23 protein-coding genes and 2 tRNA genes are annotated in these 22,620 nt (G+C 71.8%); 22 read left to right on the top strand and 3 right to left on the bottom strand.

Annotated features, from left to right (window positions below):
* From V7050_RS05675 to V7050_RS05600, 16 genes are all read left to right on the top strand, one after another.
* The coding region (locus V7050_RS05675) for a hypothetical protein (RefSeq protein ID WP_324410348.1) at positions 1-288 on the top strand (288 nt) is incomplete at its 5' end.
* A 140-nt stretch (positions 289-428) separates the two neighbouring features.
* On the top strand, positions 429-1,664 hold the full coding sequence (locus V7050_RS05670; protein ID WP_324367409.1) for an LL-diaminopimelate aminotransferase: 1,236 nt from the start codon (positions 429-431) through the stop codon (positions 1,662-1,664).
* Between the two features lie 88 nt (positions 1,665-1,752).
* On the top strand, positions 1,753-3,039 hold the full coding sequence (locus V7050_RS05665; protein WP_324367411.1) for a homoserine dehydrogenase: 1,287 nt from the start codon (positions 1,753-1,755) through the stop codon (positions 3,037-3,039).
* Positions 3,032-3,571: a GNAT family N-acetyltransferase gene (locus V7050_RS05660; protein ID WP_324367413.1), complete on the top strand. Its 540-nt coding sequence runs from the start codon at positions 3,032-3,034 to the stop codon at positions 3,569-3,571. The genes V7050_RS05665 and V7050_RS05660 overlap by 8 nt, the downstream gene beginning before the upstream one ends.
* A 255-nt stretch (positions 3,572-3,826) precedes the next feature.
* Entirely contained in the window at positions 3,827-4,792 is a 966-nt protein-coding gene (glpX, locus tag V7050_RS05655) for a class II fructose-bisphosphatase (RefSeq protein ID WP_324374343.1), read from the top strand.
* Between the two features lie 6 nt (positions 4,793-4,798).
* Positions 4,799-5,089, top strand: a complete 291-nt coding sequence (locus tag V7050_RS05650) for a hypothetical protein (protein WP_324366048.1) — start codon at positions 4,799-4,801, stop codon at positions 5,087-5,089.
* Positions 5,090-5,207: 118 nt separating this feature from the next.
* A complete protein-coding gene (gene recJ / locus V7050_RS05645) occupies positions 5,208-6,956 on the top strand; it encodes a single-stranded-DNA-specific exonuclease RecJ (RefSeq protein WP_324366046.1) in 1,749 nt (582 codons plus the stop codon).
* A 56-nt stretch (positions 6,957-7,012) separates the two neighbouring features.
* Positions 7,013-7,087, top strand: a tRNA-Glu gene (locus V7050_RS05640).
* Between the two features lie 36 nt (positions 7,088-7,123).
* A tRNA-Glu gene (locus V7050_RS05635) sits at positions 7,124-7,198 on the top strand.
* A 333-nt stretch (positions 7,199-7,531) separates the two neighbouring features.
* The gene (locus V7050_RS05630) at positions 7,532-8,401 is read left to right on the top strand and encodes a glutamate racemase (RefSeq protein ID WP_324366044.1); all 870 of its coding nucleotides are present in this window, start codon (positions 7,532-7,534) and stop codon (positions 8,399-8,401) included.
* 99 nt (positions 8,402-8,500) lie between these two features.
* Positions 8,501-9,532 carry an N-acetyl-gamma-glutamyl-phosphate reductase gene (gene argC / locus V7050_RS05625; protein WP_324366042.1) on the top strand — a complete coding sequence of 344 codons (1,032 nt, stop codon included), beginning with the start codon at positions 8,501-8,503 and terminating at the stop codon, positions 9,530-9,532.
* Entirely contained in the window at positions 9,529-10,410 is an 882-nt protein-coding gene (locus V7050_RS05620) for a YihY/virulence factor BrkB family protein (protein ID WP_324366040.1), read from the top strand. Before argC ends, V7050_RS05620 begins: the two co-directional genes overlap by 4 nt.
* Entirely contained in the window at positions 10,395-10,862 is a 468-nt protein-coding gene (gene ccmE / locus V7050_RS05615) for a cytochrome c maturation protein CcmE (RefSeq protein WP_324366038.1), read from the top strand. Before V7050_RS05620 ends, ccmE begins: the two co-directional genes overlap by 16 nt.
* A 107-nt stretch (positions 10,863-10,969) precedes the next feature.
* Positions 10,970-11,581 carry a holin-associated N-acetylmuramidase gene (locus V7050_RS05610; RefSeq protein ID WP_324366036.1) on the top strand — a complete coding sequence of 204 codons (612 nt, stop codon included), beginning with the start codon at positions 10,970-10,972 and terminating at the stop codon, positions 11,579-11,581.
* Positions 11,572-12,150, top strand: coding sequence for a holin family protein (locus V7050_RS05605; RefSeq protein ID WP_324366035.1), 579 nt, complete (start codon positions 11,572-11,574; stop codon positions 12,148-12,150). Before V7050_RS05610 ends, V7050_RS05605 begins: the two co-directional genes overlap by 10 nt.
* 269 nt (positions 12,151-12,419) lie before the next feature.
* Entirely contained in the window at positions 12,420-12,560 is a 141-nt protein-coding gene (locus tag V7050_RS05600) for a hypothetical protein (protein WP_324366033.1), read from the top strand.
* Positions 12,561-12,577: 17 nt separating this feature from the next.
* Here V7050_RS05600 and V7050_RS05595 read toward each other — a convergent pair whose 3' ends face one another.
* Entirely contained in the window at positions 12,578-13,396 is an 819-nt protein-coding gene (locus V7050_RS05595; protein ID WP_324366031.1) for a CPBP family intramembrane glutamic endopeptidase, read from the bottom strand.
* A 185-nt stretch (positions 13,397-13,581) separates the two neighbouring features.
* Between V7050_RS05595 and V7050_RS05590 the strand changes: the two genes are divergently transcribed.
* From V7050_RS05590 to V7050_RS05565, 6 genes are all read left to right on the top strand, one after another.
* Positions 13,582-15,567 carry a heme lyase CcmF/NrfE family subunit gene (locus tag V7050_RS05590; protein ID WP_324366029.1) on the top strand — a complete coding sequence of 662 codons (1,986 nt, stop codon included), beginning with the start codon at positions 13,582-13,584 and terminating at the stop codon, positions 15,565-15,567.
* Between the two features lie 4 nt (positions 15,568-15,571).
* Positions 15,572-16,039 (top strand): cytochrome c-type biogenesis protein, encoded by a 468-nt coding sequence (locus V7050_RS05585; RefSeq protein WP_324366027.1) that lies wholly within the window; start codon positions 15,572-15,574, stop codon positions 16,037-16,039.
* Between the two features lie 66 nt (positions 16,040-16,105).
* The gene (locus V7050_RS05580) at positions 16,106-16,882 is read left to right on the top strand and encodes an enoyl-CoA hydratase-related protein (RefSeq protein ID WP_324366026.1); all 777 of its coding nucleotides are present in this window, start codon (positions 16,106-16,108) and stop codon (positions 16,880-16,882) included.
* The gene (locus V7050_RS05575; protein ID WP_324366024.1) at positions 16,879-19,707 is read left to right on the top strand and encodes a bifunctional [glutamine synthetase] adenylyltransferase/[glutamine synthetase]-adenylyl-L-tyrosine phosphorylase; all 2,829 of its coding nucleotides are present in this window, start codon (positions 16,879-16,881) and stop codon (positions 19,705-19,707) included. The genes V7050_RS05580 and V7050_RS05575 overlap by 4 nt, the downstream gene beginning before the upstream one ends.
* Complete coding sequence (locus V7050_RS05570) at positions 19,704-20,615, top strand: histone deacetylase family protein (protein ID WP_324366022.1); 912 nt, start codon at positions 19,704-19,706, stop codon at positions 20,613-20,615. The genes V7050_RS05575 and V7050_RS05570 overlap by 4 nt, the downstream gene beginning before the upstream one ends.
* 124 nt (positions 20,616-20,739) lie before the next feature.
* Positions 20,740-21,012, top strand: a complete 273-nt coding sequence (locus V7050_RS05565) for a hypothetical protein (protein WP_324366020.1) — start codon at positions 20,740-20,742, stop codon at positions 21,010-21,012.
* 212 nt (positions 21,013-21,224) lie between these two features.
* On the opposite strand, the gene arsB is transcribed toward V7050_RS05565, so the two are convergent.
* Both arsB and arsC read right to left on the bottom strand, forming a co-directional pair.
* On the bottom strand, positions 21,225-22,265 hold the full coding sequence (arsB, locus tag V7050_RS05560; RefSeq protein WP_324366018.1) for an ACR3 family arsenite efflux transporter: 1,041 nt from the start codon (positions 22,263-22,265) through the stop codon (positions 21,225-21,227).
* Positions 22,262-22,603, bottom strand: a complete 342-nt coding sequence (arsC, locus tag V7050_RS05555) for an arsenate reductase (glutaredoxin) (protein ID WP_442885680.1) — start codon at positions 22,601-22,603, stop codon at positions 22,262-22,264. Before arsC ends, arsB begins: the two co-directional genes overlap by 4 nt.
* Between the last annotated feature and the right edge of the window lie 17 nt (positions 22,604-22,620).

Raw genomic sequence — 22,620 nt, 5'->3', positions numbered from 1 at the left:
GACATGAGCGGGGCGGACCTGAGCGACACGGACCTGAGCGACTGGATATGCGCGGGAGCTTCGCTCAGGTCCGCAACTCTTCAAGACAGCTCTGGCCTATCTCCCGCGTCCGTCAAATCAGCTTTTGGTGTCCGAGACGGGATCGGTCGCACGATCCTGCCCGACGGCATGGAGCCGCCGGAGCACTGGCACGTCGCCGCCGATGCCACCAAGGACTCCGAGGATGAGCTTCGGAGCTATCAGGCCGCCTACTATGCCTGGCGCGCGAAGCGCTCCGGCGGCGCCTGACGCCAATTCCCGACGAAATCGCTTGGCATATGCGTTGTGCATGGGTTGTGCATGCCTTGTGCATGCGCCCGATCGCCCCTGTCGCTCGCCCCGCCGCGGCGCTATAACGGCGCCGCCTCTGCCACCGGTCGCCGCGAGCCATGTCCGAAGAATTCTACCGCATCAAGCGCCTGCCCCCTTACGTCTTCGCCGAGGTGAACCGGCTCAAGGCGAAATACCGGGCGGAAGGCATGGACATCATCGACTTCGGGATGGGCAATCCCGACATGTCGACACCGAGCCATATCGTTGAAAAGCTTGTGGAAACCGTCCGCAAGCCCCGCACCCACCGCTATTCCGCCTCCAAGGGCATCCCGGGTCTGCGCCGCGCCCAGGCCGGCTATTATGCCCGGCGCTTCGGGGTGACGCTCGACCCCGAGACCGAGGTCATCGCCACTCTTGGCTCCAAGGAGGGTCTCGCGAACCTCGCCATGGCGATCACCGCACCGGGCGACGTGATGCTGGTGCCGAACCCCTCCTATCCGATCCATCCCTACGGCTTCATGATCGCCGGCGGCACTTTGCGCCACGTCCCGGCGCTCCACGACGGAAAGTTCAATCCTGCCGAATACCTGCGGGCCCTCGATCGCGCGGTCATCCATTCGGTGCCCAAGCCCGTGGCGCTGGTCGTCTCCTTTCCCTCGAACCCGACCGCGCAGATCTGCGATCTCGATTTCTACCGCGATCTCATCGCCTTCGCGAAGAAACATCACCTCTGGGTGCTCTCCGATCTCGCCTATGCCGAGATCTATTTCGACGGCAATCCGCCGCCCTCCATCCTGCAGGTCGAGGGCGCCCGCGACGTGGCCGTGGAGTTCACCTCGCTCTCCAAGACCTATGCCATGCCGGGCTGGCGCATGGGATTCGCCGTCGGAAACCTGAGGCTTATCGAGGCGCTGACCCGCATCAAATCCTATCTCGACTACGGCGCCTTCACCCCCGTCCAGGTCGCCGCCGCCGCGGCGCTCAACGGACCGGACGATTGCATCGCCGAGATCCGCGGCATCTACAGATCCCGCCGCGACGTGCTCGTCGACGCCATGGGCCGCGCCGGCTGGAGCATCCCCTCCCCGCCCGCGACCATGTTCGCCTGGGCGCCGGTTCCCGAGCCGTTCCAGTCGATTGGCTCGATGGGCTATTCCAAGATCCTCTTGCGCGAGGCCGAGGTCGCCGTCGCCCCCGGCATCGGCTTCGGCGAATACGGCGAGGGCTACGTCCGCCTCGGCCTCGTCGAGAACGAGCACCGCATCCGACAGGCCGCCCGCGGCGTGAAGCGCGTGATGGCCAATGCCGAGGCGCTTCTCGCCAAGTACCACGCCGAGGAAGCCGCCGCCTGAACCCCCGGGTCTCGCCCACTTGCCGATTGCGGACCGCGGGAGCCTCGCCTAGGAGGTAGCGCCGTTCCGCCCAAGCCCGGAGACCAGAATGCCCGATCCGCTCCGCATCGCCATCGCCGGGCTCGGCACCGTCGGCGCCGGCGTCGTCCGGATGCTCGCCACGAACGGGCCGCTGATCGCGGCACGGGCCGGGCGCAGGCTGGAGATCGCGGCGATCTCCGCGCGCTCCCGGAGTCGCGACCGCGGCGTCGACATCTCGCCGTATGCCTGGGAGGACGATCCCGTGGCCCTCGCCCGCCGCCAGGACGTCGATCTGGTGGTGGAGGTCATGGGCGGCGAGAACGGCCCGGCCAAGGCCACCGTCCAGGCTGCGCTCGCCGGCGGCAAGCATGTGGTGACGGCCAACAAGGCGCTGCTCGCCCGCCACGGCCAGATGCTGGCCGAAGAGGCCGAGGCCGCGGGCGTGGCCCTGCGCTTCGAGGCTGCGGTGGCCGGCGGCATTCCGGTGGTCAAGGCGCTGACCGAGGGCCTCGCCGGCAATGCGATCACCCGGGTGATGGGGGTGCTCAACGGCACCTGCAACTACATCCTGACCCGGATGGAGGCGACCGACTCGCCCTTCTCAGAGGTGCTGGCCGATGCTCAGCGCCTCGGCTACGCCGAAGCCGACCCGAGCTTCGACGTCGGCGGCGCCGATGCCGCCCAGAAGCTCGCCCTGCTCGCCGCGGCCGCCTTCGGGAGCCGCGTGGATTTCGACGGCATCGTGCTCGAAGGCATCGAGCGCATGAGCCTCGCCGACATCGAGCATGCCGCCGACATGGGCTACCGCATCAAGCTGCTCGGGGTCGCGCGGCAGCTGCCGTCGGGCATCGAGGCCCGGATGCAACCCTGCCTCGTGCCCACCACCTCGACCATCGGCCAGCTCGAGGGGGTGAGCAACATGGTGGTCCTCGAAGGCGATTTCTCCGGCCAGATCGTGATGAGCGGTCCCGGCGCCGGCGCCGGCCCGACCGCCTCGGCGATCCTCGGCGACGTGATCGACGTGGCCCGCGGCCTCGTCATGCCGGTCTTCGGGCGCCCGGCGGCGGAGCTCGCCGCGCCGCGCCGCGCCAGTGACGAGAACGAAGCCGCCTACTACCTGCGCTTCCTGCTCGCGGACGCGCCCGGAACGCTTGCGGGGGTCGCCGCGGCCCTGGGCCGCAGCGGCATCTCGATCAACCGCATGCGCCAGGTCGAGCATGCCGGCGCCGAGGCCCCGGTGCTCATCGTGACCCATCGCACCGGGCGCCCCGCGCTCGACGGCGCGCTGGCCGAGATCGCCGCGCTCGACGTCTGCCGCGCGGAGCCGGTGGCGATCCGCATCGAGGATGTCTGAGCACCCGCCCGGCGGCATCCATGTGCGGGCCTCCGGGCCCGACGACCTCGCCGCCATCCAGGCGATCTATGCGAAGCATGTGCTGACCGGGCTCGGCTCCTTCGAGGAGGCGCCCCCGGACGCCGCCGAAATGGCCCGCCGCCGCGCGGCGGTGATCGGCCTCGGGCTGCCCTGGCTGGTCGCGGAGCGGAACGGCAGATTGCTCGGCTATTGCTACGCCCATCCCTATCACACCCGCTCGGCCTATCGCTTCACGCTCGAGGACGCGATCTACATCGACCCCGAGGCGCGGCGCGGCGGCGTCGGCCGCGCGCTGCTCGGATCCCTGCTCGATGAGACCGCGCGCCTCGGCTACCGGCACATGATCGCCGTCATCGGCGACAGCGGCAACGCGGGCTCGATCGCGCTGCACGCGCGCGCCGGCTTCCGCATGGTCGGCACCCTCGAGGCCGTCGGCTTCAAGTTCGGGCGCTGGGTCGATGTCGTCCTGATGCAGCGCGACCTCGGCCCGCAGGCCAGTGCGGAAGCATGAGCGAGACCGCGGGGACGACGGTCGTCAGGATCGGCGCCACCGGGATCGGCAGGAAGACGCACCCGACCGGATGAAGGCGGCGCTCGCGGGAATGCCCTCCCGGGCGCGCCCTCGCGGATGCCGCCCAGGGCCGGCGCCGCAAGTTCGGGCTCACAACGGCTCCACCATCCTCCTTGCCCCGCCCGCCGACGTTCGCCTAGATACGGGGGCGCACGCGCCCCGCATACGCCCGAAATCCGCAGAGAGGCCGACCCGATGTCCGACGCCCAGATCTTCGCCGACCGCATGCTGTCCCTCGGCCTTGCGCGAGTCTCCGAACAGGCGGCCATCGCCGCGGCCAAGCTGATCGGCTGCGGCGACGAGAAATCCGCCGACCAGGCCGCGGTGGACGCCATGCGCCGGCAGCTGAACCTGCTCGACATCCAGGGCGTCGTGGTGATCGGCGAGGGCGAGCGCGACGAGGCGCCGATGCTCTACATCGGCGAGGAGGTCGGCTCCGGCAACGGACCCGCCGTCGACATCGCCCTCGACCCGCTCGAAGGCACGACGCTCACCGCCAAGGACATGCCCAACGCGCTGGCGGTCATCGCCATGGGGCCGCGCGGTTCGATGCTGCACGCCCCCGACGTCTACATGGACAAGCTCGCCATCGGCCCGGGCTATCCGACGGATCTGCTCTCGCTCGACATGAGCCCGACCGAACGCATCGAGACCCTCGCCGAGGCCAAGGGCTCGCGGCCCGAAGGCGTCATGGTCTGCGTCCTGGAGCGCCCGCGCCACCAGGATCTGATCGCCGAGATCCGCGCCACCGGGGCGCGCATCCGGCTGATCACCGACGGCGACGTCGCCGGCGTCATCCACTGCGCCGAGGCTGCCAAGACCGGCATCGACATGTACATGGGCTCGGGCGGCGCCCCGGAGGGCGTGCTCGCCGCCGCCGCGCTGAAATGCATGGGCGGCCAGATGTGGGGGCGGCTGATCTTCCGCAACGACGACGAGCGCGCCCGCGCCCGCAAGGCCGGCATCGAGGATCAAGACCGCATCTACAGGCGCGACGACATGGTGACCCGGGACGTCATCTTCGCCGCCACCGGCGTCACCGACGGCTCGATCGTCAAGGGCGCGCGGCGCGACGGCGACTGGCTCGAGACCGAGACGATCCTGATGCGCTCGAAATCCGGCTCGGTCCGCCGGCTGCTCTACCGCCAGCACAACCAGTAGCCGGCGATGCCGCGCGTCCGGCCCCGGAGCGAGAAGATCGCGATCGGCTTCATGATCGTCTGGCTCGTCTTCTGGTGCGCCGGCATCCTGATCGTTGTCTTCGGGCTCGGCGGGGCCGTGGCCAGCGGGGAACCGCTGGCCGTGCTGATGATGGCCGTCTGGCTCGCGGCGGCCGGCTTCGGCCTCTGGTCCGGCGGCCGCAAGCTCAGGCAATTGCTCATGCTGGGCGATGCCCCGCCGCGCGGAGCGGGCCGCCACGAATGGACCGGCGACATCACCGACCCGCCCGCGCGCTGAAGGCTCACGATCAAGACCGCAGACCCTTGTCGGTTCGGCGCCGCGGGACCTACTTCCTCCCGACGCACCAGGAATTTCCGATCTGGCGCGCGAGGGCGGATCGCGGCATCAGGAGCGCATGGATTCGCCGGCCGCCTTTCTCGACGTGACCCGCTCCTACGGCGAGCGCCGCTGGACCGGCCCGGCCCCTGAGACCGAACGGCTCGGCGCCGCCATCGCCCAGGCCACCGGACAGCCCGAGATCGTCGGCCGCGTTCTCGCCCGCCTCGGCGTGGCGCCCGGCGAGGCCGCGGGCTTTCTCGCGCCCTCGCTGCGCGAGCTGATGCCCGACCCCTCGCGGCTGCGCGACATGGACCGCGCCGCGGAGCGTTTCCTCGCCGCGGTGCGGCGGGAGGAGCGCATCGCGATCTTCGCCGATTACGACGTGGACGGCGGCGCGAGCGCGGCGCTTCTCCTGACCTGGCTGCGATCGCTCGGCCGGACCGCCACGCTCTACGTCCCCGACCGCATCGAGGAGGGCTATGGCCCGAACGTGCCGGCCATGCGCAGCCTCGGGGCCTGCCACGACCTGATCGTCTGCGTCGATTGCGGGACGCTCAGCCACGAACCCATCGCCGCCGCAGGCTGCGACGTGATCGTGCTCGACCACCATCTCGGCGGCGAGACGCTGCCGCCGGCGCGCGCGGTGGTCAATCCCAACCGACAGGACGAGGACGGCGTGCTCGGCCATCTCTGTGCCGCGGGCGTGACCTTCCTCTTTCTCGTCGCGGTGAACCGGCTGATGCGGCGCGAGGGCGGCGAGGGTCCCGACCTGCTCGGCCTGCTCGATCTCGTGGCGCTCGCCACCGTTGCCGATGTCGCGCCGCTCCTCGGGCTCAACCGCGCCTTCGTCCGCCAGGGCCTCACGGTGATGCGGGCGCGCGGCCGTCCCGGCATCGCGGCGCTCGCCGCGGCGGCGGGCATGACCGGCGCGCCGGATGCCTTCGCGCTCGGCTTCCTGCTCGGGCCGCGCATCAATGCCGGCGGGCGGATCGGCGCGGCCGATCTCGGCGCGCGGCTGCTCGCGACCGAAGACCCGCACGAGGCCGCGGCGCTCGCCCAGAAGCTCGACCGGCTGAACGCCGAGCGGCGCGAGATCGAGGCCGGCGTGCTCGCGGCGGCCGAGGCCCAGGCGGCGGCGCGCGGCGGCGCGTCGCTGGTCTGGGCGGCGGGCGAGGGCTGGCATCCCGGCGTGGTCGGCATCGTCGCGGCCCGGCTCAAGGAGAAATTCTCCCGGCCGGCGGTGGTGATCGGCTTCGACGGCGCCGAGGGCAAGGGCTCGGGCCGGTCGGTCGCCGGGGTCGATCTCGGCGCCGCCGTCGCCAGGCTGGCGCGGGAGGGGCTGATCGCGCGCGGCGGAGGGCACCGCATGGCGGCGGGCCTCGGCCTGGCGCGGGAAAGCCTCGAGCCGGCCATGGCGCGGCTCGCCGAGCTGCTCGCCGCCGCCGGCGCCGATGCGTCCACAAGCGCCAGCCTCGCCCTCGACGGCGTGATCGGACCGGGCGGCGCGACGGTCGAGCTCGCCGAGCGCATCGCCGCCGCCGGCCCCTTCGGCGCCGGTGCACCGGCCCCGCGCCTCGCCATGGCGCGCAGCCGGATCGTCCGGACCCGACGCGTCGGCGAGACCCATCTCGCGCTGACCCTCGCCGACGAGGCCGGCGCCCGGGCCGAGGCCATCGCCTTCCGCGCCTTCGCGGGCGAGCTCGGCCCGCGCCTCCTGGCACGGCGCGATGCGCCGGTCCATGTGGCGGGGCGGCTGGAGCGGGACGAATGGGCCGGGCGCCTGCGCGCGAAACTGCATGTGGAGGATGCCGCGGACGCGTCCTGAACCGGCGATATTGCGGCTTGATCCGCCGGGAACGCGACGATACATAGCGCCGCGATGCACCCTTCGTCTATCGGTTAGGACGTCAGATTTTCAATCTGAAAAGACGGGTTCGACTCCCGTAGGGTGTACCACGGTTCCGTGCTAGGGTGCGGGTCCGGCAAGGCCATGGCTCCTTCGTCTATCGGTTAGGACGCCAGATTCTCAATCTGGAAAGACGGGTTCGACTCCCGTAGGAGCTGCCAAGGCCGGGAACCGGCCTCGCCTTGCCGGAAGCGGGGCGCGCCCGGCCTGCCGACGGGCAGCCGCCCGCAATGCGACGATCGCGGAAGTGGTCCCAAGGCGCATCCCTGCGCCCCGACGGAACCGGTGTCGCAACGGCGCCACTGCCGCCGGAAACGCGCGGCCGCCCGCATTCGCCCCTGTTCCGGAGAGCTGCGAGATGCTAGAATTCGGGGCAGGAAAAAGAGTTAACGTGCTTGTACTTGTCCGGCGGTCCTGTCAGATGTCCCAGCCTCGTCACCCCGTCCCCCACCCGGCCCTTCGGCCATGCCCCGGCGCCGCCCGGAGAGGTCGCGATGCGCGACCTTGAACTGCCCTCTGCCGGCACGGAGCCGGATGCCTGTCCCGGCGGCCCGATCGGGGTCTTCGACAGCGGGCTCGGCGGCCTGACGGTGCTCGAGGCCTTCCGCCGCCGGCTGCCCGACCAGGATTTCATCTATTTCGGCGACAACGCCCATGCCCCCTACGGCGTGAAATCCCCGGGCGAGGTCTACAGGCTCACCGTCGCCGGCGTGCAGCGGCTCTTCGACGAGGGATGCCGCCTGGTGATCCTCGCCTGCAATACCGCCTCGGCCGTGGCGCTGCACGATCTTCAGGTCGACTGGCTCGACGCGGCGCAGCACCGCGTGCTCGGCGTCTTCGTCCCGATCATCGAGCATCTCACCCGGCGCGACTGGGGCGACAATTCCGTCCCGACCCATACCGGCCTGCACGATGTCGCGCTCTTCGCGACGCCGGCGACGGTGATCTCGGGGGCCTTCCCGCGCGAGCTGCGCTTCCGCGCCCGCGACGTCACCGTGGTGCCGCAGGCCTGCGCCGGCCTCGTCGAGGCGATCGAGGCCGGCGACATGGAAGCCGCCGCGGGCCTCGTCGAATCGCATGTGGCCCAGCTGCTCGCACGCCTGCCCCGGCCGCAATCGGCGGTGCTCGGCTGCACCCATTACCCGCTGGTCGAAGGCCATTTCCGCGCGGCCCTGCCGCCGGAGACCACGCTGGTCTCGCAGCCGGCGCTGACGGCCGCCAGCCTCGCCGACTATCTCGACCGCCATCGCCGCTTCCGCGGCGGCAGCGGGCGGGTGCGCTACCTCACCTCCGGCGATCCCGGGGCGATCGGCGAGCGCGCCGAGATCTTCACCGGCCATCCCCTGCCCTTCCACGGCATCTGACGGCGCGCAGGCCCCGGGCCGGAACGCGACCCCCGGCCGATTGATCCCGCCGGGGCTTTCGCCTAAACCTGCGCCCGACCGGGATGGGAGGGCCGGGAGATGCAGCAGGTCTTCGACATCGCCATCCTCGGCGCCAGCGGCTACACGGGCGCGGAACTCGTCCGCCTGATCGCGACGCATCCCTTCCTGCGCATCGCCGCGCTCTCGGCCGACCGCAAGGCGGGCATGAGCATGGGCGAGGTCTTCCCGCATCTGCGCCACCTCGACCTGCCGCCGCTCCAGCCGATCGGGGCGGTGGATTTCGCCGCCATCGACCTCGTCTTCTGCGCCCTGCCCCATGCCACGAGCCAGGAGGTGATCGCGGGCCTGCCGCGGAGCCTCAGGATCGTCGACCTCTCCGCCGATTTCCGGCTGCGCGACCCGGAGGTCTACGCCCGCTGGTACGGCCACGAGCACCGGGCGCTCGACCTGCAGGCCGAGGCGGTCTACGGCCTGACCGAGTTCTACCGCGACGAGATCCGCTCGGCGCGGCTCGTGGCCGGCACCGGCTGCAACGCGGCGACCGGCATCTACGGCATCCTGCCGCTGCTCAGCGCCGGCGTGATCGACCCCGACGAGATCATCATCGACCTCGCCACCGGCGTCTCCGGCGCGGGACGCGGGGCCAAGGAGGGCATGCTGCATTCGGAGGTCTCCGAAGGCTACCATGCCTACAACGTCGCCAAGCACCGCCATCTCGCGGAATTCGACCAGGAGTTCAGCCGCGCCGCCGGCCGCCCCGTCGCGGTGACCTTCACACCGCATCTCCTGCCGCAGAACCGCGGCATCCTCGCCACGATCTACCTCCGCGGCGAGGCCGAAGCGATCCACGCCGCGCTGGCCTCGGCCTACGAGGCCGAGCCCTTCGTCGTGGTCCTCCCGCTCGGCGAGGCGCCGGCGACCCGGCACGTGCGCGGCTCGAACTTCGTGCATCTCGGCGTGATCGCCGACCGCCGGCCCGGCCGCGCCATGGTCTTCTCGACCCTCGACAATCTCGCCAAGGGCTCCTCGGGCCAGGCCCTGCAGAACGCCAACCTCATGCTCGGCCTGCCGGAGACGGCGGGACTGATGGCCGCGCCGCTCTTCCCGTGACGGGTCCAGGACGCCTCTTCGGGATCCTCTGGACCGCCTTCGACGGGTTCAACCGCAACGACGGCTCGCCCATGGCCGGCTACATCGCCTTCTCCGGGCTCTTGTCGCTGTTTCCCTTCCTGATCTTCTGCGCCACGCTGACCGGCATCCTGCTCGGCCCGGACGAATCCGACCGCATCATCGACGCCCTCTTCGAGATCGCCCCGCAGCACGTCGCCCTGACGCTGGAGCCGGTCGTGAGCGAAGTGCTCAACAAGCAGAGCGGCGAGGTGCTCACCCTCTCGGCGCTCTTCGCGATCTGGGTCGCCTCGAACGCGGTCGAGGCCTTCCGCCTCGCCTTCGACCGCGCCTATGCGGTGGACGACCCGCGCAACTTCTTCCAGAACCGGGCGCTCGCGATCTCGCTGGTGTTCCTCGGCGCCATGGTGGCGGTCCTGCTCGGCGTCTCGATCATCTTCAGCCCGATCCTCCTGCATCTGCTGCGCAGCGTCGCGCTGGTGCCGATCCCGCCCGCGGCTGGATACATCACCTACGGCTTCGGCATCGTGGTCTTCCTGAGCTTCATCCTGGTGATGCACCGCACCCTGCCGGGGCGCAGCATGCGCGGCACGCATCTCTGGCCCGGCGCGCTGACGACCACCGTTCTCTGGGTGATCCTGGCCAGCGGCTTCACCATCTACCTCAGCTTCACGCCCACCTATACCGTGACCTACGGCACGCTGGCCGGGGTGATCATCACGCTGATGTTCTTCTATCTCACCGGGGCGACGATTATATACGGCGCGGAAGTCAATGCGGCGCTCGATCGGACGGTGCGGGAGGAGAACGCCCGCATCCTCGCCCGGTCGGAGATGGGGGCGACATGGCGATGGGATTGAAGAAGCGGCGGCGCATCCGGCTGATCGCCGCGGGGGCGGTCCTGCTCGTCGCCGCCACCGCGCTCATGGGCTACGGGCTGCGCGACGGCATCGAATTCTTCCGCAGCCCCAGCCAGATGACGGAACATCCCCCCCGCGAGGGCGAGCGCTTCCGCCTCGGCGGCCTCGTCGAGGAGGGCAGCGTGCTGCGCGGGGCCGGTGAGGAGATCAGCTTCACCGTCACCGACGGCGGCGCCAGCCAGCCGGTGGTCTATTCCGGCATCCTGCCCGACCTCTTCCGCGAGGGTCAGGGGGTGATCGCCACCGGGCGCATGGAGAACGGAACCTTCGTGGCCACCGAGGTCCTCGCCCGCCACGACGAGAGCTACATGCCCAAGGAGGTCGCCGAGGCGCTCAAGGAACAGGGCGTGTTCCGCTACGGCGGCGGCGTCGACCCGGAGCCGGGCAGCTAGCGCGCCGGGTGGCGCCGTCCTTCGCGCCGCCCCGCCGGTCAATCAAATTTTAGCGCAATTGTGCCAGTCTCCGCCGGTCTTCACCAGATCGATAGGAGTTGGCGGACATGCACTCGGTTGAGAGCATCGCGGCGGATATCGTGCGCCGCGAAGGGGGATTCGTGAACGACCCCGACGATCCGGGCGGCGCGACCAAGCACGGCGTGACCATCCATACCATGCGCCGGCTGGGCATGGATCTGAACGGCGACGGCATCGTCGATACCGTGGACGTGCGCGGCCTGACGCCGGACAAGGCCGCGGAGATCTACGTGCGCCACTATTTCCGTGAGCCGAGGATCGACCTGCTGCCGGCGCCGCTGCACGCCAGCGTCTTCGACATGCAGGTGAACGCCGGCAACAACGCGATCCGCATCCTGCAGCGCCTGCTCGCGGCCTTCGGCATCGCGGTCAAGGACGACGGCGCCATCGGCCCGCTCACCGCGCGCGCCGCGGCCCGGGCCATGGATCTCGCACCGGATCACCTTGTGGACGCCTACGGCATCGCCCGGCGCAACTACTATTACCGCATCGGCGACCTGCGCCCGGCGAGCCGGAAATACGCGCGCCGCCGGGACGGCGGCAAGGGCGGCTGGATCATCCGCGCCGAGGAATTCGTCGCGGAACGCTTCCGCTTCACCAGAGCCGAGCACGACGCGAGGGTGGCATCATGGGGCTGATGGGACAGATCTTCGGCATGGGCAGCGCCGCGAAACAGATCGGCGAGGCGGTCGGCGGCGTCGCCGAGGTCTTCGTGGGCAATCGCGCCGAGCGCGACGCCGCCGCCGCGGCGCAGATCGCCGGCGCCGTCAGCCAGTTCGAGGGCGAGTTCGCTTCGGCCGGCGCGCTCTGGTTCGACCGCTTCGTCAACGGGCTGAACCGCCTGCCGCGGCCGATGCTGGCGCTCGGCACGCTCGGCCTCTTCGCCTATGCCATGGCCGAGCCGGCCGGATTCTCCACGCGCATGCAGGGCCTCGGCCTGGTGCCCGAGCCGCTCTGGTGGCTCCTGGGCGCGATCGTCTCCTTCTATTTCGGGGCGCGGGAGCTGCACCACCAGCGCACGCGGACCGCCGTCACCCTGGCGCGGGCCGCCACCGCCGCGGTCAGGTCCGCGGAGCCTGCCCCGGCCGCGACCGCCCTCGCCATGCCGCTGCTGGCGCCGGAGACGAAACCCGCGGTCTCGGAAGCACGCGCGGAGGATCCGGATTTCAACGCCGCCGTCGAGGAATGGCGCCGCCTCCAAGCCTGAACCCGACCCCGCGCGGGAAAGGGGCCGGCGGCGATGGCCGCCGGCATTAGGGCCTTGGCAATCCCGAGGCGCTAGAAGCGGTTCCGATTCCCGGTTCGGAGCCGAAGGGCGGAGCGTGACACGAGATTCCATCTCGCTCGACAGGCCCGACGCGGGACCGCGGCTCGCGCTGGCCTGCATGGTCTAGCCCTGACCGCGCTGCTCTGCGCCCGGCAGGACTTCGCGGTGCTCGGGCACCCGCCGTATCGCATTTCTATGTCCTGCCGCCGATGACGATCGCCGGCCTTAGCGCCGCGGCGGTGCTCGCCCGCCCGGCGGCGCCGTTCGGCTATTTCCGCGATCTCCTGCAGCGGCGCTGCCTCGGCGTCGCGGTGATCTCGTGGGGCGCGGGCCGGCTTGCACACCGCTGAGATCGCGGCCCACCGCTTCAGAACCCCGACCCGAACCGCGGCATCGCGCGCCGGATCACCAGCGCCACCACGATCAGGCCACCGATCACCAATAGCCCGCTTTCGCCGCCGACATATTCCACCGCCAGCGCGGAGCGCGCCTGCGAGAGCTTGCCGGTCATGTCCCAGGCGGTATTGGTCGCGGCATGGGCGAGAGCGACCGGCCAGACGCTCCCCGTCCAGAGCCGCAGGAAGCCGTAGAACACCCCCGCGAGCGTCAAGGTGAGCAGGAACATCGGCACGACGAGCCGCGCGTCGCCGCCGGGATGGTAGAAATCCGTCGCGAGCATCAGCGGCAGATGCCAGACCCCGTGCAGGAAGCCGACCAGCAGCATCGCCGGAAGGACGCGGAATCCGCCCATCCTGGGCAGCATGTAACCCCGCCAGCCCACCTCCTCGGCCAGCGAGAAGAGCGTCTGCGCCGCGAGGCCGGTCGCCACCTTGAGCAGCACAAGGCCGAATGACGCCCTGGCGACCGGGATCGCCACGGCCGTCAGACCCGCGAGCGCCATCACGCCGAGACCGACGCCGAAGATCAGCGCGGGCACGGCGATCGCGACCGGCCAGGCCCGGAGCCCGGCGCGACCGAGGCCGAGCCCGGCCAGCGCGGCGCGGAAGCCGCCCTCCGGCGCGAGGAAGCCGAGCATGATCGCCACCGCGAGCGCCGGCGTGAACATGGTCAGGAGCGGGGTGGCAGCGCCGGTCACCGGCGCCGAGAGCGCGACCGCCACGGCGAGCCCCAGGGCGATCCCGTAGAAGGCGAAGGCACGGCCCGCGCCACCCGCGATCCGAGGCATGAGCTTCGTCCGACCCTGTCGCATCCGGCCGCTCCCCGCCGCGCCGTTCCGCGAATGCTCCCGCGCGCCGCCGATGCCATTCTTGTGAACGCGCCCGGGCCGCGAAGCAAGCCCGCCGGCGACCGGACCCGTTTGCACGGGCGCCGCTTTCGTCCCATAGTCCCGAGGGCGAAACGGAGGGCGCGATGATCGTCGAACTGGGGCATTTCGCCCTCATCCTGGCCCTGCTCGTGGCGGCTCTGCAGGCGGTCGTGCCCATGGTCGGGGCGGCGCGCGGCTGGGCCGACTGGATGCGCGTCGCGGTCCCGGCGGCGGGCGTGCAATTCGCCCTGACGCTCGCGGCCTTCCTCGCGCTCATGCATGCCTTCGTGGTCTCCGACTTCTCGGTGCGGCTGGTCGCGGAGAATTCCCATTCGCTGAAGCCGACGATCTACAAGGTCGCCGGGACCTGGGGCAACCACGAGGGCTCGATGCTGCTCTGGGTGCTGATCCTGACGCTCTTCGGCGCCATGGTCGCCGTCTGGGGCGGCAACCTCCCGCCCGGCCTGCGCGCCCGGGTGCTCGCGGTCCAGGCCACCATCGCGGCGGCCTTCCTCGGCTTCATCCTGCTCACCTCCAACCCCTTCGCGCGGCTCGCCGACCCGCCCCTCGACGGCAACGACCTCAACCCGCTGCTGCAGGACCCCGGCCTCGCCTTCCACCCGCCCTTCCTCTATCTCGGCTACGTCGGGCTCTCCATGGCCTATTCCTTCGCCATCGCCGCGCTGATCGAAGGCCGGGTCGATGCCGCCTGGGCGCGCTGGGTCCGGCCCTGGACGCTGCTCGCCTGGATGTTCCTGACCATCGGCATCGCGATGGGCTCGTTCTGGGCCTACTACGAGCTCGGCTGGGGCGGCTGGTGGTTCTGGGACCCGGTGGAGAACGTGAGCTTCATGCCCTGGCTGCTCTCGACCGCGCTCCTGCATTCGGCGATCGTGGTGGAGAAACGCGACGCGCTGAAGTCCTGGACGATCCTGCTCGCCATCCTCGCCTTCTCCTTCTCGCTCATCGGCGCCTTCGTGGTGCGCTCGGGCGTCATCACCTCGGTCCATGCCTTCGCCAGCGACCCCGAGCGCGGCGTGTTCCTGCTGATGATCCTCGGGGCCTTCATCGGCGGGTCGCTCACGCTCTACGCCTGGCGCGCGCCGGTGCTGCGCTCGGGCGCGGTCTTCTCGGTGGTGAGCCGCGAGAGCGGGCTCGTGGTCAACAACCTGCTGCTCGTTGTGGCCACGCTCGTCGTCTTCTTCGGCACCATCTGGCCGCTGCTCGCGGAAATGTTCGCCGGCCGCAAGGTCTCGGTCGGCCCGCCCTTCTTCGACCTCGCCTTCACGCCCTTCATGGTGACGCTGGCGGTGATCCTGCCGCCCTTCTCGATCCTGCCCTGGAAGCGCGGCAGCCTCGCGCGCGCCATGGCGCCGCTCTGGGGGGTGCTCGCGCTCTCGGTGGCGCTCGGGGCGCTGGCATGGTCGCTGCAGACCGGAGGGGCGATGCTCGCGCCGATCGGCATCACACTGGCCGCCTGGTTGGTACTCGGCGCCTTCGCCGACATCGCCTCGCGCATCCGCCTCGCCCGCGCCGCACCCTCCGAGAGCCTGCGCCGGGCGCTGAACCTGCCACGGGCGGATTGGGGCAAGGCCATCGCCCATGCCGGGCTCGGCGTCTCGATCTTCGGCATCGCCTGCATCACCGCCTGGGCGAGCGAGGACATCCGCGCCATGAAGCCCGGCGACAGCTTCCCCGTCGCCGGCTACGTCCTGCGGCTCGACGGCGTGGAGCACAGCGCGGGCGCGAATTATTCCGCCGATACCGCGACCATCGCCATCCTGTGCGACGGCGCGGAGATCGGCACACTCCACCCCGAAAAGCGCTTCTACCCGGTCCAGCGCATGCCGACCACCGAGGCCGCCATCGACCGCGGCCTGACCCGCGACCTCTATGTCGCGCTCGGCGACCCGCAGGAGGACGGCGGCTGGGCGGTGCGGACCTATGTCAAGCCCTTCGCCAACTGGATCTGGATCGGCGCGCTGATCATGGCCGCCGGCGGCGCCACCAGCCTGACCGACCGGCGCTACCGCGTCGGCGCCCCGGCCCGGCGCGCCCCGCGCGCCGCCGCCGCGACCCCGGCGGAATAGCGCCATGCCCGGCGCCCGAGCCCTCGCCCTCGCGCTCGCCCTGAGCCTCGCGCCGCTGGCGGCCCCGGCGGTGCAGCCCGACGAGATCCTCGCCGACCCCGCGCTCGAGGCCCGCGCCCGCGCGATCACCGCCGAGCTGCGCTGCGTGGTCTGCCAGGCCGAATCGATCGACGATTCCAACGCCGAGATCGCCCGCGACCTGCGCCTCCTCGTGCGCGAACGCCTCACAGAAGGCGACAGCGACGCCGAGGTGCTCGCCTATGTCACCGACCGCTACGGCGAATTCGTGCTCTTCCGGCCGCCCTTCACCTGGCGCAACGCCGCACTCTGGCTCTCCGGCCCGCTCTTCCTCCTGCTCGGCGCCGGCCTCGCCTTCGCCTATGTCCGGCGCCGCGCGACCGCCCCCGCGCCGCCGCGCCCGCCGCTCACCCCGGAGGAACGCGCCCGGATCGAGGCGCTGACGAGCGAGTGACGCGGCGGGTTTCCCGGGCGCCCGCCCGCAGCTAGTGTCGCGCTGACCTCTGTCGCGGAGCCGCCGATGCAATACGAGACGATCCTGCATTCCCTCGACGCCGGCGTCGTGACCATCGCGCTCAACCGGCCCGAGGTGATGAACGGGCTCAACGCGCAGATGCGGCTCGAGATCACCCATGCCTTCACCCATGCGCCCGCGGCGGCGCGGGTGATCGTGCTGACCGGCGAGGGCCGCGCCTTCTGCTCCGGCCAGGATCTCGGCGACCGCACCACCGCGCTCGACCGCGACATCGAGCGCACGCTCCGCGAGGAATACGAGCCGATGCTGCGCGCGGTCTACGAATGCCCGCTCCCGACCATCGCCGCGGTCAACGGCGCGGCGGCCGGCGCCGGCGCCAGCCTCGCGCTCTCCGCGGACGTGGTGATCGCGGCGCAATCGGCGGTCTTCGTCCAGGCCTTCGCCCGCATCGGCCTCATCCCCGACGCCGGGGGAACCTACTGGCTGCCGCGCCAGGTGGGCTTCGCCAAGGCGATGGGGGCGGCTCTCTTCGCCGAGCGCATCACCGCCGCCCAGGCCGACGCCTGGGGCATGATCTGGGAAGCGGTGCCCGACGACACCTTCGCCGCCACCGTTCAGTCGCGCGCTGCCCAGCTCGCCCGCGGGCCGAGCGTGAGCTACCGGCTCATCAAGGAGGCGCTCCGCGCGAGCTTCGGCAATTCGCTCGCCGAACAGCTCGACCTCGAAGCCCGGCTCCAGGGCGAGGCCAGCCGGACCCGCGACTTCCAGGAGGGCGTGATGGCCTTCCTCGAGAAGCGCCCCGCCCGCTACGAGGGCCGATGACGACCGCGCTCGCCAGCCGGAGCCTCGCCGACCGCGTCGCCCGCGCGCCGCGGCCGCACGATCCCGCCCAGGTGCCGCCGGTCGCGGCGCGCTTCGCCGACCTGCCCGCCCCGGTCCGGGCGCTCCTGACCGGCACCGCGGGCTGCTCGCCCTATCTCGCCGGGCTGATGGAGCGCGAGGCGGAGTGGCTGCGCGAAGCCCTCGCCGCCCCGCCCGCGGCGAGCCTCGCGGCCATCCTCGAGGAGGCCGGCGGCGAGGATCTCGCCGCGCTCCCGGCGCGCCTGCGCATCGCCAAGCGGCGCGCGGCGCTGCTCGTGGCGCTGGCCGATCTCGGCGGCGTCTGGGACCTCGACGACGTCACCGGCGCGCTCACCCGCCTCGCCGACCGGGCGGTCCAGGCGGGCTTGCGCGCGCTGGTCGCCGCCGAGATCGCCCGCGGCAAGCTGCCCGGCGTCACCGGGGCGGACATCCCCGATGCCGCCGGCATGTTCGTGCTCGCCATGGGCAAGATGGGCGCCGGCGAGCTGAACTATTCCTCCGACATCGACCTGATCGTGCTCTTCGACGAATCCCGCCACGATCCCGACGATTACGCCGAGCTGCGCCGCGGCTTCATCCGCGTCACCCAGCGCCTGGTGAAGCTGCTCTCCGAGGTCACCGCCGAGGGCTATGTCTTCCGCACCGACCTGCGCCTGCGCCCCGACCCTTCGGTCACCCCGGTCTGCATCGCCACCGAACCGGCCGAGCGCTACTACGAGAGCCTCGGCCGGACCTGGGAGCGCGCCGCCTATATCAAGGCGCGCCCCTGCGCCGGCGCGATCCCCGCCGGCGAGGCCTTCCTCGACCGCCTCCGGCCCTTCGTCTGGCGCCGCCACCTCGACTACGCCGCGATCCAGGACGCCCATGACATGCGGCTGCGGATCCGCAGCCACAAGGGCCTCGCCGGCCCGCTCGCCATCCCCGGCCACGATCTGAAGCTCGGCAAGGGCGGCATCCGCGAGATCGAGTTCTTCACCCAGACCCGGCAGCTCATCACCGGCGGCCGCGACCCCGGCCTGCGCCAGCGCCAGACCCTCCCCGCCCTGGCGGCACTCGCCGGCAGGGGCTGGGTCGACGACCGCACCGCCGGCGATCTGGCGGCCGATTACATCGCCCACCGCACGCTCGAGCACCGCCTGCAGATGCTCGACGACGCCCAGACCCACCGGATGCCCGCCGACGCGGAGGGCATGGCGCGGCTCGCCGATTTCTGCGACACCGACCCCGACCGCCTGGGCGCGGAGCTGCGCGACCGGCTGGAACGGGTCCATGCCCTGACCGAGCCATTCTTCCAGCAGGAGGAGGACCGCGGCGCGCCGGTGCCCGAGATCGGCGCGATCTTCGCCGATCCCGAGCGGGCCGAGGCGATGATGCGCGACTGGCGGCGCCTGCCCGCCTTCCGCAGCGAGCGGGCGCGCACCATCTTCCGCCGCCTCCAGCCCGAGCTCCTGCGCCGCATGGCCCGCGCCGTCGATGCCGACGGCGCGCTGCAATCGCTCGGCACCTTCCTTTCCGGCCTGCCCGCCGGGGTGCAGATCTTCTCGCTGCTCGACGCCAATCCGCAGCTGCTCGACCTCCTGGTGGACATCTGCGCCACCACGCCCGAGCTCGCGCGCCATCTCGGCCACAACGCCGGCGTCTTCGACGCGGTCATCAGCTCCGACTTCTTCGGCCCGCTGCGCGGCACCGAGGTGCTGCGCGCCGAGCTCACCGGCCTGCTCGACGGCGCGCCCGACTACCAGGCCGCGCTCGACCTCGCCCGCATCTGGACCAAGGAGCGGCATTTCCGCATCGGCGTGCACCTGCTGCGCGGCATCGCCGATGCCGACGAATCGGCGGTGGCCTATTCCGCCGTCGCCGATGCCGTGCTCCAGGCGATCCTGCCCCGCGTCGTCGAGGATTTCGCCGGCCGCCACGGCCCGCCGCCCGGTGCCGGCGCGGCGGTGGTCGCGCTCGGCAAGCTCGGCAGCCGCGAGATGACCGCCTCCTCGGATCTCGACCTGATCGTCATCTACGACGCCGAGGGCGCCGAGAGCTCCACCGGCCGGCGCCCGCTCGCCGTCACCGCCTATTACGCCCGGCTCACCCAGGCGCTGATCGCTGCGCTCAGCGCGCCGATGCCCGAGGGCGTGCTCTACAAGGTCGACATGCGCCTGCGCCCCTCCGGCCGCCAGGGCCCGGTCGCCACCTCGCTGGCCGGCTTCCGGCGCTATCAGGCCGAGGAGGCCTGGACCTGGGAGCATCTCGCCCTAACCCGCGCCCGGGTGGTCGCCGGGCCCGAGCCGCTCGCCGGGCGGGTTTCGGCGGCGATCGCAGCGGTAATCGAGGCGCCGCATGACGCGCAGAAGGTCCTCGCCGACGCCCGCGACATGCGCCGGCGCCTCGCCGAGGCGCGCGAGGCCGCGGCCGCCGATCCCTGGGAGACCAAGCTCGGCCCCGGCCGGATGATGGACATCGAGTTGCTCGCCCAGGCCGGCGCCCTGGTCCACAACCTCTCCGGCCTGCGCCGTCCGGGCCGCATGCTGGATCGGCTGACGAAGCTCGGCTGGCTCGACGCGGACGCCGGCGCGCGCCTCGCCGCGGCCCTGGCCCGGCTCGCGGCGCTGCAGCAGGTCGGAAGGCTCGCCAGCGACCATACCATCGATCCCGCCGAGGGCGGCGAGGGGCTGGTGCGCCTCGTGCTCGCCACCGCCGGGGCGGAGGATCTCGGCTGCCTCCGCGCGAGCCTCGCCGCGGAGGCCGCCGCCGCCGCCGCGATCATCGAGGCCCGGCTCGCCGGCCCATGACCCTGCCCATCGTCTACCACCCCGACTATGTCGCGCCGCTGCGCCCGCGCCATCCCTTCCCGATGTCGAAATACGGCTACCTGCGCCGCACCCTGATCGCGCGCGGGCTCCTGCCCGCCACCGGCGGTTACCTCGCCCCGGGCCCGCTCCCGCCCGGCCTCGCCGCCGCGGTGCATGCCCCCGACTATGTCGAGCGCGTGGCGACCTGCCGGCTTTCGCCCGAGGAGCAGCGCCGCATCGGCCTGCCCGGCACCCCGGCCGTCGCGCGCCGCGCCTTCCTCTCCGCCGCCGGAACCCTGCTCGCCGGCCGCCTCGCCCTCGAGCACGGGCTCGCGCTCAACATGGCCGGCGGCTCGCATCACGCCGGCCCCGCGGGCGGCGCGGGCTATTGCGTCTTCAACGACGTGGCCATCGCCGCCCGGGCGCTCATCGACGAGCGCCGGGTGTCGCGCGTGCTCGTCGTCGATTGCGACGTGCACCAGGGCGACGGCACCGCGCGCATCTTCGAGGGCCGGCCGGAGGTGCTCACCCTCTCGCTGCATGCCGCGCGCAACTACCCCGCGCGCAAGGCCCGCTCCTCGCTCGACCTCGCCCTGCCCGACCGCCTCGGCGACGCGGCCTATCTCGAGATGCTCGATCACGCGCTGCGCCGGATCTCGGGCTTCCGTCCCGGCCTCGTCTTCTACAATGCCGGCGTCGATCCCCATGCCGAGGACAGCCTCGGCCGGCTCGCGCTGAGCTTCGAGGGGCTGCGCGCCCGCGACGCCCGCGTCATCGGCTGGGCGCAGGCCCGCGGCCTGCCGCTGGCGGCGGTGCTCGGCGGCGGCTACGATACCGACCCGGAGCGGCTCGCGCACCGACACGCCCTTCTCTTCGAGGAGGCGGCCCGCGCCGCGGCGGCGGCTTGACGGCTCCCGCGCCGCCACCTAGGCAGGATCGGCGGGCGGGGAAGCGGAGCGATGTCGGAGAAGAGCCTATCCATCGGCGGGCGGGCGCGGCCCGGGCCGGAGACCGAGCCAGGGAAAGCGGCCGATGCCCGCGGATGACCTCGCCATCGACCCCAGGGGCCTGATCCGCGAGGCCTACCGGATGGATATCGGCGCGCCGGACTGCCGCACGATCTTCTTCGACTGGGCGCTCGGCCGGCCCGACGGCTCCGGCCGCGAGGAGATCGCCGCCCTGCTCGCCCATTACGGCCCGGCCCATCCCGACCATCCCATGACCGCCGTGCTGCGCGAGGGCCTCGAACCGGCCGCCGCCGCCCCCCGCCGCCGCGGCGGCTGGCGCTCGAAACGCGAGCGCTGACGACCGCCGGGGACGATCGCGCGCCGCCGGCCCGGCCGGGCGATGCAGCCGCTGCAGGCGGGCACCAACGGCCCTCGCCAAGGATTCCCGTGGCGTCCACGGCCGGGTGTGCCGAGCCCGATCGACCCGTGGCGATCGGGCCGCGCGGTGCGCGGCCTTCTCCCGAAGCCCCGGCTCGGAGACCGTATCGCCCGGCCGAAAGGGCCCCGGCATCACGTGGGAAAGCGCCTCCGCGTCCGGTTCGCGAAGGCCACCAGCGAGAGCATCACCGGCACCTCGACCAGCACGCCGACCACGGTCGCCAGCGCCGCGCCCGAGTTGAGCCCGAAGAGGCTGATCGCCACCGCCACCGCCAGCTCGAAGAAGTTCGAGGTGCCGATCAGCGCGCAGGGCGCCGCGACCGCGAAGGGCAGGCGCCAGGCCAGCGCGGCGGCATAGGTCAGCGCGAAGATGCCGTAGGACTGGAGCAGGAGCGGCACCGCGATCATCGCGATGACGAGCGGCTGGCGGAAGATGACCTGCCCCTGGAAGCCGAAGAGCAGGACCACGGTCGCCAGCAGCCCGATCATCGAGAGCGGCTTCACCCGCTCGGTGAAGGCAGCGACCGCCGCCGCGCTCCCCAGCGCCCGCCGCGTCGCCATGCCCGCGGCCAGCGGGATCACGATATAGAGCGCGACCGATAGGATCAGCGTCTCCCAGGGCACGGCGATGTCGGTCACCCCCAGGAGCAGCGCGACGATGGGGGCGAAGGCGAAGACCATGATCACGTCGTTCACCGAGACCTGCACCAGCGTATAGGCGGGATCGCCGCGGGTGAGCTGCGACCAGACGAAGACCATGGCGGTGCAGGGCGCCGCCCCGAGCAGGATCAGCCCGGCGATATATTGCTGCGCCTCGGCCGGCGCGATCCAGGCCGCGAAGACATGCTCGAAGAAGAGCACCGCGAGTGCGGCCATGGTGAAGGGCTTCACCAGCCAGTTCACCACGAGCGTCAGGACCAGCCCCTTCGGCCGGTCGCCGATATGGGCGAGGCTGGCGAAATCCACCGCCACCATCATCGGATAGACCATCGCCCAGATCAGCACCGCCACCACCAGGTTGACCGAGGCGAGCTCCAGCCCGGCCAGCAGGCCGAAGGCGCCGGGGGCGAGATTGCCCAAGGCCAGCCCGGCGCCGATCGCCAGCGCGACCCAGAGCGAGAGCAGGCGCTCGAAACCGCCGATGCCGGCGCCCGCCGCCACCGCCTGCGTCACGGCAGCAGATCCGCCACCGCCTGCGAGGGGCGGCAGAGCTTCACGCCCCTCGGCGAGACCACGATCGGGCGGTTGATCAGGATCGGATGCGCCATCATCGCGTCGATCAGCGCGGCATCGGTCAGGGCGGGATCGTCGAGGCCGAGCTCCGCGAAGGGCGTGCCCTGCCGGCGCAGCAGATCGCGCACCGGGATCCCCATGGCGGCGATCAGCGCCTCGAGCTCCGCCCGGCTCGGCGGCGTCTCGAGATATTTCACCACCCGCGGCTCGATGCCCGCCTCGCGGATCGCCGCGAGCACGTTGCGCGAGGTGCCGCAGGCGGGGTGGGGATAGATCACGGAATCCCCGCCCCCCC

This window comes from Amaricoccus sp., from assembly GCF_036846665.1.
In the GTDB taxonomy this organism is placed as follows: domain Bacteria; phylum Pseudomonadota; class Alphaproteobacteria; order Rhodobacterales; family Rhodobacteraceae; genus Amaricoccus.
This window is presented reverse-complemented; position numbering and strand designations above follow the sequence as displayed.

What these genes read in the sequence shown, in the direction of transcription:
- ccmE (WP_324366038.1), top strand. Translation starts at nt 10,395, where the DNA reads ATGGCGATGGGATTGAAGAAGCGGCGGCGCATCCGGCTGATCGCCGCG.
- V7050_RS05600 (WP_324366033.1), top strand. Translation starts at nt 12,420, where the DNA reads ATGACGATCGCCGGCCTTAGCGCCGCGGCGGTGCTCGCCCGCCCGGCG.
- glpX (WP_324374343.1), top strand. Translation starts at nt 3,827, where the DNA reads ATGTCCGACGCCCAGATCTTCGCCGACCGCATGCTGTCCCTCGGCCTT.
- V7050_RS05570 (WP_324366022.1), top strand. Translation starts at nt 19,704, where the DNA reads ATGACCCTGCCCATCGTCTACCACCCCGACTATGTCGCGCCGCTGCGC.
- V7050_RS05595 (WP_324366031.1), bottom strand. Translation starts at nt 13,396, where the DNA reads ATGCCTCGGATCGCGGGTGGCGCGGGCCGTGCCTTCGCCTTCTACGGG.
- V7050_RS05575 (WP_324366024.1), top strand. Translation starts at nt 16,879, where the DNA reads ATGACGACCGCGCTCGCCAGCCGGAGCCTCGCCGACCGCGTCGCCCGC.
- V7050_RS05610 (WP_324366036.1), top strand. Translation starts at nt 10,970, where the DNA reads ATGCACTCGGTTGAGAGCATCGCGGCGGATATCGTGCGCCGCGAAGGG.
- V7050_RS05650 (WP_324366048.1), top strand. Translation starts at nt 4,799, where the DNA reads ATGCCGCGCGTCCGGCCCCGGAGCGAGAAGATCGCGATCGGCTTCATG.
- V7050_RS05660 (WP_324367413.1), top strand. Translation starts at nt 3,032, where the DNA reads ATGTCTGAGCACCCGCCCGGCGGCATCCATGTGCGGGCCTCCGGGCCC.
- V7050_RS05585 (WP_324366027.1), top strand. Translation starts at nt 15,572, where the DNA reads ATGCCCGGCGCCCGAGCCCTCGCCCTCGCGCTCGCCCTGAGCCTCGCG.
- argC (WP_324366042.1), top strand. Translation starts at nt 8,501, where the DNA reads ATGCAGCAGGTCTTCGACATCGCCATCCTCGGCGCCAGCGGCTACACG.
- V7050_RS05580 (WP_324366026.1), top strand. Translation starts at nt 16,106, where the DNA reads ATGCAATACGAGACGATCCTGCATTCCCTCGACGCCGGCGTCGTGACC.
- V7050_RS05670 (WP_324367409.1), top strand. Translation starts at nt 429, where the DNA reads ATGTCCGAAGAATTCTACCGCATCAAGCGCCTGCCCCCTTACGTCTTC.
- V7050_RS05565 (WP_324366020.1), top strand. Translation starts at nt 20,740, where the DNA reads ATGCCCGCGGATGACCTCGCCATCGACCCCAGGGGCCTGATCCGCGAG.
- V7050_RS05630 (WP_324366044.1), top strand. Translation starts at nt 7,532, where the DNA reads ATGCGCGACCTTGAACTGCCCTCTGCCGGCACGGAGCCGGATGCCTGT.
- recJ (WP_324366046.1), top strand. Translation starts at nt 5,208, where the DNA reads ATGGATTCGCCGGCCGCCTTTCTCGACGTGACCCGCTCCTACGGCGAG.
- V7050_RS05665 (WP_324367411.1), top strand. Translation starts at nt 1,753, where the DNA reads ATGCCCGATCCGCTCCGCATCGCCATCGCCGGGCTCGGCACCGTCGGC.
- V7050_RS05605 (WP_324366035.1), top strand. Translation starts at nt 11,572, where the DNA reads ATGGGGCTGATGGGACAGATCTTCGGCATGGGCAGCGCCGCGAAACAG.
- V7050_RS05590 (WP_324366029.1), top strand. Translation starts at nt 13,582, where the DNA reads ATGATCGTCGAACTGGGGCATTTCGCCCTCATCCTGGCCCTGCTCGTG.